We start from the raw sequence: 13,061 nt of genomic DNA, 5'->3' as shown, positions 1-13,061 counted from the left end.
AAAAACGTACTGAAGCTTATTTGACGATTAAGAAGAAGGAAGAAAAAGAGCGAGAGATTGAAAAACTGAAAGAAAGACTAAAGAATTATGATTATGCAGATGCCGATGAATTCTATTCAATGGCCAAAACAATTGGGTATGAAAATCTGACAGCAGAACAACAAAGATATTTCACACAGATTGAAAACACACGTGAGCTAATGGCTGGAGCCAAAGGTACTGTTACAGCTCTTTATGATATGACAGCTGAAACATTAGACTATATGGCACACAATCATCCTGTCGACATGGTTATTAATTCTGCAGTTGCAGTTTATCACTATGATTCCACGCTTAAGTCAATTAAAGATGCAATAATAACCTCCTATGTTAGAGACGTAAAGAACGGAGACGCAGAATCAACGGCTCATTGGATTACATGTGCAGCAGTCAACATCTTCGCTTTAAAAGGTGCTGGTTCAGTTGCTAAAATAGGAGTGAAAACAGCCGGAAAAGCTGCAGTCAAAAAAGTGTCTAAAAAACTTGATGAAACTCCTGATCCACTAACAGCAATTAAACTGTTTGTCATGCGAGAAGATGTTGTTGTAGCAGGTGGTGTGCCGTATAATGTCATCAATGGTGTGAGCGCAAAAGACAGGCTGCTTCAGCTTGCTAAAAAATTAGATGAAACAAGAAAGCCATTTACTGGTCAGAAAGTAAATGTCCCTTGGTTAAATAAAGAAAAGTATGGTGCTTATGAGGTTAAGGGCAAGGTGAAAGTAAAAGGAAATATCAAAGATGTAAGCCGAAGAGTTTATACAATGAAAGATATCGATATTAATCAAAAAGATCGTAAAGGTCGAACAAATCTTGAATTAATGAAAGACGGTAAGGCACCTCAAGCCAAAGACGGCACAAAAATCAATTTGCACCATTTAATTCAGGAGGAACCTGGAAATATGGTTGAAATTCCAAACAGTTTACACACAAAATATAGTGAGGTCATACATAAACTTAAAACTGATGGAGAGAGTTTTAGAAATAATCCAGAATTGAAAGTTCAATATGAATATTTTAGAGCGAGATATTGGAAATGGAGAGCCACTCAATATTCAGAGTAAAAGAGGTTGGGAAAAATGGAACTATACACGCAAGTGGAACAGTTTTTAAATGATAATGCAAAAGAAAGAGATTTCACAGGAGGAATTGGAGAAGACAAAATATCTAAAATAGAACAAGATCTTAAAGTGAAACTTCCGGAGAGCTATAAATGGTTTCTGCGGAACTATGGTTCTGGGGGAGTTTATGGAATTGATATTCTAGGTTATGATTTTGGAGGCCCATCAGTTGTTGAATATACCAACGAGTATCAAGAACACTATAACTTAACCGAAGGTCTTGTTGTAATAGAGGATGTTGATTACTTTGCATATTGTCTAGATACCAACAAGATGAAAAATAAAGAATGTCCTGTATTTACGTGGGATAGAGTAATTGGTTACCAAGAAGTCGTTTCGGATAATTTCATTGAATTTTTCTTTGATAAGCTCCAAAGAATGAAAGAAAACTGGGAAGAAGATGAAGACTGGGACGATTAAGCAAAAGTAATGCAATTGATGATTAATTTCTTGCTAAGGGACTTTTCTTCGATTACGAGTTTGGCGTAGTAATAAAAATTAGGAGCAGTTTTATGTGGGTAAATTTATTAGAGAAAACTCGAAAAACTGAAGCAAAGTATGGAGATGAATTGAATTCTCCTGTTACAGACAAAGAATTAAGCAATTTTAATGAAGTAGTATTAGGCAAGTTCCCTATAAATGAAATTCCATCAGGGTATAAAAAATTTCTTCAAACCGTTAACGGATTAGATTTTAATGGCTTGGTAATCTATGGGCTGGATAAAGTATTTTTAGAAGAAGAAAATGATGAAGAAGTTTATGGTTTTATTGAAACAAATGAACAATGGCACGAAAATGACGAACCGAAAAAATACCTGTTTTTTGGTGATTCAGATACAGCTTGGTATTGCTTAGATGTGATTGAGAATGAATATTTGGAGCTTGATAAACCCTCTGGAACGTTGATGAACAAATTTGATGATTTTAACACCATGCTAGCTGATGCATTGAAAGTTAGTTTAGGCAACTAAACAAAAGTATTGCAATTGTATGGGATGATGAAAAAGTAAGCATTCGCAATCAAAATAAAATAATGGTTTTATCCATAAAACAAAAGTATTGCAAATTATTTCAATCGTTTTACTTGATGTGTTATAATCAGAACTGTAAGACATTTGATTGGTTATAGCGTATTTCTTTAATGAGAAATGCATAAAATAAAAAAGACCGAGTTGCTACCAACACCCCGGCTCTGTACAAAAAGTTGCCCATCAAAGGGCTTGCTCGATGTGGTTTCTAGGTAGACCTATCCCTTCAGGTTCTGAGGCTCAAGGGAGGTCTATTTTTTATTTATATACGTCAACAGGGCAATTATAAACGACCCGAATGCAAGCATTAGCATTAATGCCTGGAATGTTGACATAGCATCACCCCCTTTCATTAGGGGATGAGCAAGACTCCCTCTAGCGAGCAAAATTTACTGTACAGAAATATATTACTATACGTAAATGCCCTTGCCGTTAAAAATTCACAATATATCGGCAACGTGAAAGGAACTTGCAAAATGCAGGTTCTTTTTTTGTATTCTGTTATTAAATCATTTGGGCGATTGTCGATATTTAACACGTGTAAAAATGGAAAAGGTGCTAAAATTATAAAAAGCTCTGAGAGGATTGTGATTATGTGATTATTGGTGGTGAAAATAAACTCAATCGATCTTATTTAAGATCCAAAATTCTTAGCATTTTGCAGCTTGGGTACAGAAAGGTTGGAGGGGGTAATCCTACTCCTTCATCAATTAGTTTTAGTGAATTCTGTGATAAGCTTGAGAAAAATGAAGTAGTCAAACCCGAGAACCAAAAAAGCTCACTTGATCAAAATAAGTCTTTAGATTATTGGGAATCAAGATTTAAACCAGGAGGCAATCTTTCTGCGCTAGATTCGCAGGTATTAGATATTATTAAAAAAGCTTATAACTTAGGCATGGTTAATAAAGATAATATGCTATTGCGAAACGAACCTATTAATGCTTATAAAAATTCTATTTAAATAATGAAAACAATGCCCAGCTTAATAAAAGTTGGACACTGTTTTTTATTGATCATCTTTTTCTTCTTGAAGTTACTTTTCATTTCCTTCGTTCTTTATTATTGACAAATATATGTAAAATGCACAAAGCTTAAAAGGGAAAGATTATTAAGATAGAGCAAGTGGTCTTACTTTGATTATCTTAGGACGTTATGAAGGACAATCAACATGAAGAGGCTTTAGAATTGCTTATAAAGAAATCTAAGTCAAAGAGAAAATGAGAAAACTGAAGAGGATTTGATGAAGAAGTTTATCCGAGGACAATCTTAGTGGTAACAGCCCTTGGATTATCAAGTTTTGGTATTTACGCTAATAGGTACAGCAGCTGATAAGGATGCACTGTAAGAAATTTATTAAAAAAAGCTGATGCCAAAATTGAGTTTCAAGGAGAAATCTAAAGATAATCAGGTTGCATTTTTCTGTTCCCCACTTTTATTGGAAGTCAAGTGTCATGAGTTGCTTAAAGATACAGAAGAAAATGGTATATTAAAGTTTTGGATTAAAAAAGGGTAAATTAAAGGAAAGCAATTCCCTCTTTTTTTTGTTGGAAAGGAAGAAAGTTAGTGGGCATATCTTTTATTCTTCTAATATTTTTAATTGGATTAGTGGGTTCTTTTATGTCTGGGATGCTTGGTGTTGGGGGAGCAATTATTAATTATCCTTTGTTATTATACATACCTGTTTTATTTGGGTTTACAGGCTTTAATGCTTACCAGGTTTCAGGTATTGTGGCAGTCCAGGTTTTTTTTGCAACATTATCCGGTGTATGGGCTTACCGGAAAGGTGGTTACTTAAATAAAGAGCTTATCACCATCATGGGATTAAGTATTTTGATTGGAAGTCTAATGGGTGGTTTTGGGTCACATTTTTTCTCTGAAGATATCATAAACCTGGTCTACGGAATATTGGTGATAATTGCCGCAGTCATGATGTTTATTCCAAAGACAGGAACAGAAGATAATCAAAGTGATCACATTCGCCCTCCAAAGATATTGACCTCAATAATGACTTTTGTTATCGGTTTGGCTTCAGGTATAGTCGGTGCTGGCGGCGCTTTTCTACTTTTTCCACTAATGTTAGTCGTTTTAAAAATCCCTACAAAAATCACAATCGCAACATCACTCGCAGTTACATTTATTTCATCGATTGGAACAACAGTTACAAAGCTCGTAATTGGACAGGTGCCTTTTCTGCCAGCTTTAGTAATAGTGGCTGCCAGCCTGATTGCATCTCCGATAGGTGTTTTAATTGGCAAGAAAATGAATGCTAACATTCTTCAAGGTATTTTGATATTCGTTATTTTGATTACAACAGTAAAAGTTTGGTTTGATATCTTACATTAATTGTTGAAGATGTTCTATATTAAGACATAATTTTTAGAGAAATCAAAAAATACACTTTGAAGGAGGAATTAGATGAAAGAGGTTGCAGAGCTAACTTCACTGGTGTCAATTGGAAATTCGTAAACGATCATAAATTAAGTTATATATATCAAGGTATCAATGCACGGTATGTCACGCTGCTTAGAAAGTACTGTTGGCTCGATTTCCAAGGATCAAAATGGAATACATAAATGCTGACATAGTGGAGGGGGAAGGTTTTCTCAGTTCCGTGCTTTTTTTGTTTATTAAGGAAACTGGTTTCTAAGAGTAGCACATGTTTTTCGATTTGAACAGATTGAATAGAAGTTAAGTCTATCAATTGTGTGAGGAATTATAAGACCTTCGAATCTCAGCTCTTTAATTTCTATAGGATACCTGTCTTAAAATCATTATGTTGGAGGGTACATTATGTGTCAAAACCCAACTTTTTTTGAACGGCATAAAGAAGAAAAGTCAATGGAAAGCGGCTATTTAAGGCAAATCTTCTACTATTTGCAGGATGGAATCATTATTATGGATCAGGAACGTAGAATTTTGGTGATGAATCCGTCCGCAGAGAAAATGACGGGATGGAAATTAGGTGATAAGGTTCCATACTGTTCCTACTGTCAAAAGAGAAAACTGGAAGCGGGAGAAGAGCGTTGTTACTTGTTGGCCAAGCGTGAAGTCCCTTATTTTCTTTCTGCAATGCCGACCTATGAGGGACGATTCGTCGACATGGAGATGAGCACGGCTGTTATATATGAAAACGACGAACAAAAGAAACAAGAAGTACTTTTGGTTCTGAAAGATATAACAATAAAGAAAGCAGAAGAGGAAGCTAGGATCTCCAAGCTGGTTCTGCAAAAAACATTGGAGGCACAGGAAAACGAACACAAACGATTGGCTCAAGAACTCCACGATGGAGTAGGACAATCGCTTTATTCAATTTCAGTAGGCATTCAAGCAATTCAATCTCGTATTCATCAGGAGGAAAAATTTAAAGAATACATGCAGGAGATCGTTGATGAACTGGAAAATGCGATACAAGACATCAAGCTCTATACTCTTCAGTTGCGTCCGCATAGTCTCGATCGGTTGGGGCTGGTCCCTACTGCTAAGTACTTAGTTTCTAGCTTGAATAAAACTCATAAGGATTTTTCTATTACGTTTACCTGTAGCAATGTCAGCGATCGCATGCACCCAGTTTTGGAAATCAATTTATATCGCATCATTCAGGAGGCGCTGCATAATGCTCTGAAATATTCGCAAGCGACATTTATTGAAGTCATATTGCAAAAAGAAGCCAATAAGCTAACTTTGATGATTCGGGACAACGGCATTGGTTTTGATCGTGACCTAATAGCGGATGGTCTGGGGCTCAAACATATGAAAGAGAGAGTAGATCAAATGGAAGGAAGTCTTCGAATTCACTCCGTTCCTTATAAAGGTACGTCTATTAAAGTGGAAGTACAGTATAAGGAGGGGAAGGAGAGTGATTAGGGTATTGTTGGTCGATGACCATACAATGATTCGAAAGGGTCTCCGTGTGCTTTTGGAAGGCTATCCTGAAATCAAAATTGTTGGGGAAAGCCATAATGGGAATGATGCGATCCTTAAGACAAGACAGTTGAAACCGGATGTGGTGTTGATGGATTTGTCGATGCCAACTGGATTGGATGGATTTACAGCAAGCAGTGAAATCCTTAACTTGAATCTACCGGTTAAAATCATCATTTTAACTATGTATGATGAAGAGATATTTGTCCAAAAAGCAATCGAAGTAGGGGCTTATGGATACATTTTAAAGAACAGCCATTACGAACTGCTTTATAAAGCGATAGTCGAGGTTTCCTTAGGGAAACTCTTTTACAAGACATCTGTATCACAAGAGATTCTCTCTCAATGGATGACATCAGAATCTAAAAAGATTTCTTCTGTTTTAACAGTTCGAGAAAAGGAGATTGTTAGATTAATAGTACTGGGCTATACAAATAAAGAGATTGCTAATGAGCTATCGATTAGCTTCAAAACCGTGGAAAACCATAAGACGAATATTATGCAGAAGTTAGAACTGGATTCGAAACATGAATTGATTCAATATGCGATCAATAACAACTACCTGGATCTTACATTGTAACGCACTGTTCCATGAACTGCCTATCATAAACTCATGGGATTTTTTTTGAAAAGAACTGGATTTCAGAAAAATAGGGGAGTCCCCCTATTTAGAAAAATTGATATGAAACTAAACTTAAAAATAGAGCTACTCCTCTATAAAAAACAACAAATTTTTAAAAAGAAAAAGGGGATATCTATGGCAAAACAAGTTCATTATTCCATTGTAATTGTAGGAGCCGGAACTGCTGGTGTTTCTGTAGCTGCCCGTCTCGTCCGAACTTCCAAAAACCTCAAAGGACAAGTTGCTATCATCGACCCAAAGTCCAAGCATTACTATCAGCCTTTGTGGACGCTAGTTGGAGCTGGCGCAGCGAAGAAGGAAGAGTCGGAGCGTGATCTAGCTTCACTGATTCCTGCTGGGATTGATTTGATTAGCGATGCTGTAACGGTGTTTCGGCCGAGTCAGAACACGCTCCTTACAAAACAAGGAACGACCGTTTCCTATGATTATCTCGTTGTATCAGCCGGTTTGCAAATCGATTGGGATGGGGTAAAAGGCTTGAAGAACACTGTCGGAAAGAATGGCGTTTGCAGCAACTACTCGTATCATACGGTAGACAGTACTTGGGAAAACATCCGCAACTTTAAAGGCGGAACCGCCATTTTTACTCATCCGGATTCTCCTGTGAAATGCGGGGGAGCTCCACAGAAAATCATGTACTTAGCAGACGATTATTTCCGTAAGTCGAATGTACGCAATCAATCCGAAATCATATTTGCCTCCGCAAAATCAACTATTTTTGATGTCGCGAAATATGCTAGTTCGCTCGAGAAAGTCGTCCAGCGCAAGGGCATCCAAACAATGTATAAAAGAAACCTGACCGAAATTCGACCGAATTCAAGAGAAGCCGTGTTCAAGAATCTGGAGACCAAGGAGCTGGAGATCATGAAATACGATATTCTTCATGTTACTCCTCCGATGATAGCTCCAAAATTTATTAAAGAGAGTACATTGGCGGATGACGGCGGATGGGTGGACGTTGATCCGTACACTTTAAAGCATAAAAAGTTTAACAATGTTTTTGGAATCGGGGACTGCGCAAACTTGCCAACTTCTAAAACAGGAGCAGCCATTCGCAAACAAGCTCCGGTAGTGGCTAAAAATTTGATTTCTTTGATGACTGGCTCGTCACTAGGTGCGAAGTATAATGGATATTCCTCTTGTCCGCTGGTAACAGGGTACAACAAAGTGGTGCTTGCTGAGTTTGACTATAACAAGGATCCGCAAGAAACATTTCCGTTTGATCAGTCAAAAGAAAGATTCAGCATGTACTTGTTGAAAAGAAGGTTGCTTCCCATCATATATTGGAATGGCATGTTAAAAGGATTGATGTAAGGAGAGGTCAGGAAGACAAGGACAAAGGTTTTGGTAAATATATAGATGAATATGTATGATAAAAAGTTCGAAAATCCTAAACATATTCCGCTTAAACTCGCTTCTCTATCCGATAAACTCTTTGTGAAATATGTAATGATGTAAGAGGAGGAAACAACATGTTATTGCGCTACTTTTACGATGAAAAGCTGGCCCATGCATCCTATCTTGTTGGTTGCCAGAAAACGGGAGACGCAATTGTGATTGATCCCAGCCGCAATATAAAACCATATTTGCAATTTGTAAAAGAAGAAGGACTAAACATCGTAGCGGCTGCAGAAACTCATATTCATGCCGATTTTGTTTCCGGTGCTCGCGAACTCGGCGTTACGCATCAAGCAAAGCTGTTTCTTTCCGATGAAGGTGATGCAGATTGGAAGTATCAATATGTCGATGAAATAAAACATCAACTTGTGAAAGACGGTGATCGCTTTTCCATGGGAAAGCTGATTTTTGAGGTTATGCATACCCCCGGCCATACCCCGGAGAGCATTTCCTTTCTGTTGACGGATCGCGGAAGTAATGCGGATCGTCCAATCGGCATCTTTACAGGAGATTTTGTCTTTGTAAGCGACGTCGGAAGACCCGACTTGCTGGAGAAAGCGGCTGGCATCAAGGGTACGGCAGATTGTGGCGCAAGAGCAATGTTCAAGTCCCTATTGAAATTCAAACAACTGCCAGATTATCTGCAGGTCTGGCCGGCTCATGGTGCAGGAAGCTCTTGTGGTAAGGCATTGGGGGCGATTCCTTCTTCCACTGTTGGTTACGAAAAGCTATTCAACTGGTCAATGACTTACACCAACGAAAAAGATTTTGTGAAAGCCTTGCTTGAAGGGCAACCAGAACCGCCAAAATATTTCTCTGTGATGAAACAAATTAATAAAAAAGGCCCTGCGTTGCTTAAAGATTTACCTGTAGTGTCAGAGATCACCTCAATGGAACAAGTGAGAGGCTTGCTGGATAGCGAACAAATTGTAGATACCCGTCCCTCTCAAGAATTTGCTAAAGGGCATGTGAAAGGTGCAATAAACATCCCATTTAACAAAGCTTTTTCTAACTGGGCGGGTTGGATTATTGATTACAATCGTCCTGTGTATTTTATTACGAACCCGCATGAAGCAGATAAACTTCTGAAAGCACTTCACTCCATAGGTATAGAAAATGTGGCAGGATTCATGGACAGTGGAAAAATCATTGCAAGCGGTATGTTTTCGCTCGAATCATACACGGAGGTAACATCGTTAGAAATAGCAAATGCGGTTGAGAACGGACTCGTACAAGTGGTTGATGTTCGCAATCTGACTGAATGGCAAGAAGGTCACATTCCGAACGCACAACATATCATGCTAGGAACGCTTCAAGGACGGCTAAATGAAATCAAAAGTGACAAACCGATTCTTGTTCAATGTCTTTCCGGAGCTAGGTCTGCTATTGGTGCCAGCATCCTCCAAGCTAATAACGATTTTAAACAAGTATTGAAATTGGATGGTGGAATTTCCCAGTGGCAGGAAGCTGGTCTTCCAATCGTGTGACAAGGACCAATCCCTTGTCTCTGTTCAAGTTTTCTCTTCAATGCAACTGAGTACACTAACTTATGTCAACTGTAGGGCAGTTAGCTAAGTTCTCTTTAGAGTTGCTTGAGAAGAAGTTAGGCATAATGGGGAACCAGTTGTATTATCATGCACATGGAATTGATTTATCTGAAATAGGAGCTCCGTTAATGCAAGGGCAGATTAGTTTTGGTAAGAGTCAGATTTTACTGAGGGATTACACAAGGAGAGAAGAGATTAAGGCTGTTCTTCTGGAGATTTGCGAAGAAGTCGCAAGAAGGGCACGTGCACATAATAAAGTTGGTCGAACACTCAGTTTGGGAATTGGTTACAGTAAAGATGAGCTTGGCGGTGGATTTCACCGATCTAAAACAATTGATCTTCCCACGAATATAACAATGGACAATTATCGATACTGCTTGATTTTGTTTGATAAGTTCTATACAGGAAAAACAGTAGGAAGTATTTCAGTTACTTTATCCAATATTGAAGACGATGTGAATCAGCAATTAAGTCTGTTTGAAAAGGATAGAGAGAAAAGAAGGAAGCTTGGATTTGTTATGGACGGGATAAGAAATAAATACGGATCTAAAGCGATTTTACGAGCTGTTTCATATACACCTGGTGGAACAGCATTGCATAGAGCAGGTTTGACTGGTGGACATAAGTCATAAAAATACCCCCATAAAAGGGGGGAGGCAAAACATTTATGCGGTTTGCCCTCTACGTTCCACTGAGAAGTCACCATAGTGATCAAGAGCAATTTGGATACTGGCTGTGTGGCCTCTTCGAGCTTCCTTTAAAACCTTGTGGTCGTCAAGAAAGTGATGTCCAACAATGCCAAGTAAGATAACTAAAAAGATAAAAGCTGATGCAAATTTAAATTTCATAAAGACAATCCCCTCTCTGAATTTGTTTTCGGGCATAAAGCACTTTCTCATAAAAGGCGGTAGCTACTTTATGGTCTTCATTTACATTATAATACATTGCTGCATCAGTCGCTAGGTCTTCCACATCTGAAAGCATAGCCTTTGATTCTAAGTAATCTAAGATTTTAAAAAGTCGGTCTTTGTCATTCTCAACGAATAAACCCATAAGAAAATCAAACATTTTTCCTAATACGTCATCGTTCAACTCCTTTGACAGCATAAGACCTTGTTCACAAACCTGTTTTCCATCAACTGTGTTGGACAACTTAAAGTGTGTTTTTGCCAACATTAGAAGTATGTCTAGCAGTCGGCTAGAATTGTGAAGAGAATTACTTTCGTAAATCGAGACACCTTCTTTAAAATACTCTAAAGCCTTCTCCATATTTCCTGTTGCAAATGAGCATAAACCGAGATTATACAAAGAAGAGCCTATTAACCGAGGCATTTTAATTTCTTGTGCTTGTTTTAATGCATTCATAAAATGCGGAATTGCTTTTTCAGGATATTCCATGTCTAAATAATTCAGGCCGATGACAAATGAACATTGAATTACTCTTATTGAGTATGTTTCGTGCGCTTTGTAGGTTCCTATTGCTTGAACAATATGGTGCATAGACATGTGGGTTTGCTTCATGTGATAGTACACTTCAGCTACTTTATAATGAAATTCGGCGCGCTCTATTTCATCGGGGACAACGGCTAACTTCTTTTCAGCTCGGTTGTAAAAACTTATTGCCTTAAGATATTCGTATTGTTCAAATTCATACATCCCATGAAAAAAGTTAAAATAATATTCAAGAATTCCTTTTAGATCACTTTGTTTACTTTCGATCTTTTCTAATAAGTCTGAAATCTTGGGTCGTTCTTCATTCATAGTTTTTGGTTCAAGATAATCAAGCATTAATTGATGTCTAAAACACATGAGCGAATAGTACAACAATAAATCTTGATCTTCTTCCATACACTCTATTTCTTGTCCAACTTCATCCTTTAGGATTTCTGCATCTGCAACACTGAACAATCTTATGTATTTGTACCATTCATTGATTTTTAAGCCAACTTTTGAAGAAGAGATCAATTGCTCCAAAAAAATCACCCTCCTAGCATTTCGTCTGATTATGTAATATTTTATCATAATGTAATAAGTTGGGAAGGGTGTTTTTTCTTATTTATCAATTTAGATATGAAATGCAAAAAAAATACCCTTCTCGTTAGAGAAGGGATGTGATCAGTTTGTTGTTGCTTTTAGAGAAGCAAGCCACTCATCTAATGTTCCTGAGAAACCTTGTTGAACGGCTAATTCATATGCTGATTTTCCATCTTTACCGGCAGCGCCAGTAGCACCTTTAACCCCGGTTGCACCTGTAGCTCCAGTATCGCCTTTTTCACCTTTTAATGAAGCTAACCATTCCTCTACAGTTCCTGAAAAACCATTGTCCACTGCAATATCATAAGCAGACTTCCCAGTGACAATTGAGACATTAACCATCGGATTGAAGAAACTCATTTATGCGCCCCCAAAAAGTTATATGTTATTCCTGACTCAGAAATCTTGAAGCTTGTGATAGGTAAATCACGAGCGTCCATTTGAAAGCCTTGTCCAGCTCTTAAATAGATAGGATTTCCACCATTGTTGATACGTGACATTCCTGATCATTCGAAAAGCAGCTGAACTTATAGAAAGAATATTTAATCGTCCATGTTGCAGGTGGGGAAGGGATTACTTCATGGTTAGATTCTGACTTCTCAAGCATTGAACTCCCGATATATCCAGATCCTATTTGCATGTTCAACAATCATTCCTTTCTTCTTAAAAATGAAAAAAGGGGAGATAAACTCCCCGATTAGGCGGTGATCCCCCTAAGATAGATATCACTGCTGAGTATTATGTGGTTGCCTTTGCTAAAGCTTTTGGAGGCAGGCCCATAATCTCAAGGTGCGATAGCAAAAGTTTTGAAGGGGAAACTCGTTGGATTGTTGATCATCATAACTTAATACCACTAAATTAAGATAAAACAACAATTTCAGATGAATGTAATCAGAGTATAATTAGACAACAATTACGAAATGGGTGAGTTAATGGATTCTAAAATTAATCAACTTGAAAAAGAAAACTTATTATTAAATCAACAGCTACAGAAAATAAAAAGGGAGAAATCTGATACAACTTAATCAAGAAATTGATTCGGCAGTTAGGATGGTAAGGGATTACAGGGAAAAGTCAATTGAAGACATTAATCAGTTGGATAAAGTTTATCAAGCCTTAGTTAAAATTGCAAAAATGAAAGTGAGCGAATTTAAGTCCGATGACAATTACAAGAATCTTTCAGAAGCAATAAGGATTTCACAAGGCATTATACATAAATCCTCTCACGATATGGTTTCAACCGACAGGAGAAAGGATTTCATGAAAGCTACTATTGAATTAAATCCTAAGCCTATTGGAAATCCGATAAATGAAAATAATAAAGCTGATTTCA

13 protein-coding genes and 2 pseudogenes are annotated in these 13,061 nt (G+C 37.5%); 11 read left to right on the top strand and 4 right to left on the bottom strand.

The annotated features are described in order from the left end of the window. The 3 genes from ACNFN4_RS22005 to ACNFN4_RS21995 form a co-directional block, all read left to right on the top strand. Positions 1–1,100: HNH/ENDO VII family nuclease (locus ACNFN4_RS22005; protein WP_448200475.1), on the top strand; the 1,100-nt coding region annotated here is incomplete at its 5' end. A 15-nt stretch (positions 1,101–1,115) separates the two neighbouring features. Next, positions 1,116–1,577, top strand: a complete 462-nt coding sequence (locus ACNFN4_RS22000) for an SMI1/KNR4 family protein (protein WP_021493964.1) — start codon at positions 1,116–1,118, stop codon at positions 1,575–1,577. A gap of 92 nt (positions 1,578–1,669) precedes the next feature. Continuing rightward, complete coding sequence (locus ACNFN4_RS21995; RefSeq protein WP_021493963.1) at positions 1,670–2,128, top strand: YrhA family protein; 459 nt, start codon at positions 1,670–1,672, stop codon at positions 2,126–2,128. Between the two features lie 308 nt (positions 2,129–2,436). Here ACNFN4_RS21995 and ACNFN4_RS21990 read toward each other — a convergent pair whose 3' ends face one another. Further along, a complete protein-coding gene (locus ACNFN4_RS21990; RefSeq protein WP_082786706.1) occupies positions 2,437–2,520 on the bottom strand; it encodes a putative holin-like toxin in 84 nt (27 codons plus the stop codon). Positions 2,521–2,850: 330 nt separating this feature from the next. On the opposite strand from ACNFN4_RS21990, the pseudogene ACNFN4_RS21985 reads away from it, so the two are divergent. The 7 genes and pseudogenes from ACNFN4_RS21985 to ACNFN4_RS21955 all read left to right on the top strand — a co-directional run. Next, positions 2,851–3,146, top strand: a pseudogene (locus ACNFN4_RS21985) (hypothetical protein). A gap of 602 nt (positions 3,147–3,748) precedes the next feature. Next, positions 3,749–4,528, top strand: a complete 780-nt coding sequence (locus ACNFN4_RS21980; protein ID WP_029974893.1) for a sulfite exporter TauE/SafE family protein — start codon at positions 3,749–3,751, stop codon at positions 4,526–4,528. 447 nt (positions 4,529–4,975) lie between these two features. Next, the gene (locus ACNFN4_RS21975; protein WP_022553189.1) at positions 4,976–6,049 is read left to right on the top strand and encodes a sensor histidine kinase; all 1,074 of its coding nucleotides are present in this window, start codon (positions 4,976–4,978) and stop codon (positions 6,047–6,049) included. Next, a complete protein-coding gene (locus ACNFN4_RS21970) occupies positions 6,042–6,686 on the top strand; it encodes a response regulator (protein WP_022553190.1) in 645 nt (214 codons plus the stop codon). The genes ACNFN4_RS21975 and ACNFN4_RS21970 overlap by 8 nt, the downstream gene beginning before the upstream one ends. A 177-nt stretch (positions 6,687–6,863) precedes the next feature. Continuing rightward, entirely contained in the window at positions 6,864–8,063 is a 1,200-nt protein-coding gene (locus ACNFN4_RS21965) for an FAD/NAD(P)-binding oxidoreductase (protein ID WP_022553191.1), read from the top strand. Positions 8,064–8,221: 158 nt separating this feature from the next. Continuing rightward, positions 8,222–9,634, top strand: coding sequence for an MBL fold metallo-hydrolase (locus tag ACNFN4_RS21960; protein WP_022553192.1), 1,413 nt, complete (start codon positions 8,222–8,224; stop codon positions 9,632–9,634). A gap of 62 nt (positions 9,635–9,696) precedes the next feature. After that, positions 9,697–10,326, top strand: a pseudogene (locus ACNFN4_RS21955) (DinB/UmuC family translesion DNA polymerase); the annotation flags it as partial. 33 nt (positions 10,327–10,359) lie between these two features. Here ACNFN4_RS21955 and ACNFN4_RS21950 read toward each other — a convergent pair. From ACNFN4_RS21950 to ACNFN4_RS21940, 3 genes are all read right to left on the bottom strand, one after another. Next, positions 10,360–10,542, bottom strand: a complete 183-nt coding sequence (locus ACNFN4_RS21950) for a hypothetical protein (RefSeq protein WP_029974898.1) — start codon at positions 10,540–10,542, stop codon at positions 10,360–10,362. Further along, positions 10,532–11,668, bottom strand: coding sequence for a response regulator aspartate phosphatase (locus ACNFN4_RS21945; protein ID WP_029974900.1), 1,137 nt, complete (start codon positions 11,666–11,668; stop codon positions 10,532–10,534). Before ACNFN4_RS21945 ends, ACNFN4_RS21950 begins: the two co-directional genes overlap by 11 nt. 141 nt (positions 11,669–11,809) lie before the next feature. Next, on the bottom strand, positions 11,810–12,088 hold the full coding sequence (locus ACNFN4_RS21940; RefSeq protein ID WP_022553195.1) for a collagen-like protein: 279 nt from the start codon (positions 12,086–12,088) through the stop codon (positions 11,810–11,812). A gap of 735 nt (positions 12,089–12,823) precedes the next feature. Here ACNFN4_RS21940 and ACNFN4_RS21935 point away from each other — a divergent pair. Continuing rightward, the coding region (locus tag ACNFN4_RS21935) for a hypothetical protein (protein WP_448200474.1) at positions 12,824–13,061 on the top strand (238 nt) is incomplete at its 3' end.

The sequence above is a fragment of the Bacillus sp. N1(2025) genome (assembly GCF_053470005.1).
Note: the sequence above shows the minus strand (reverse complement) of the source record. Positions and strands in the feature narration are given on the sequence as shown.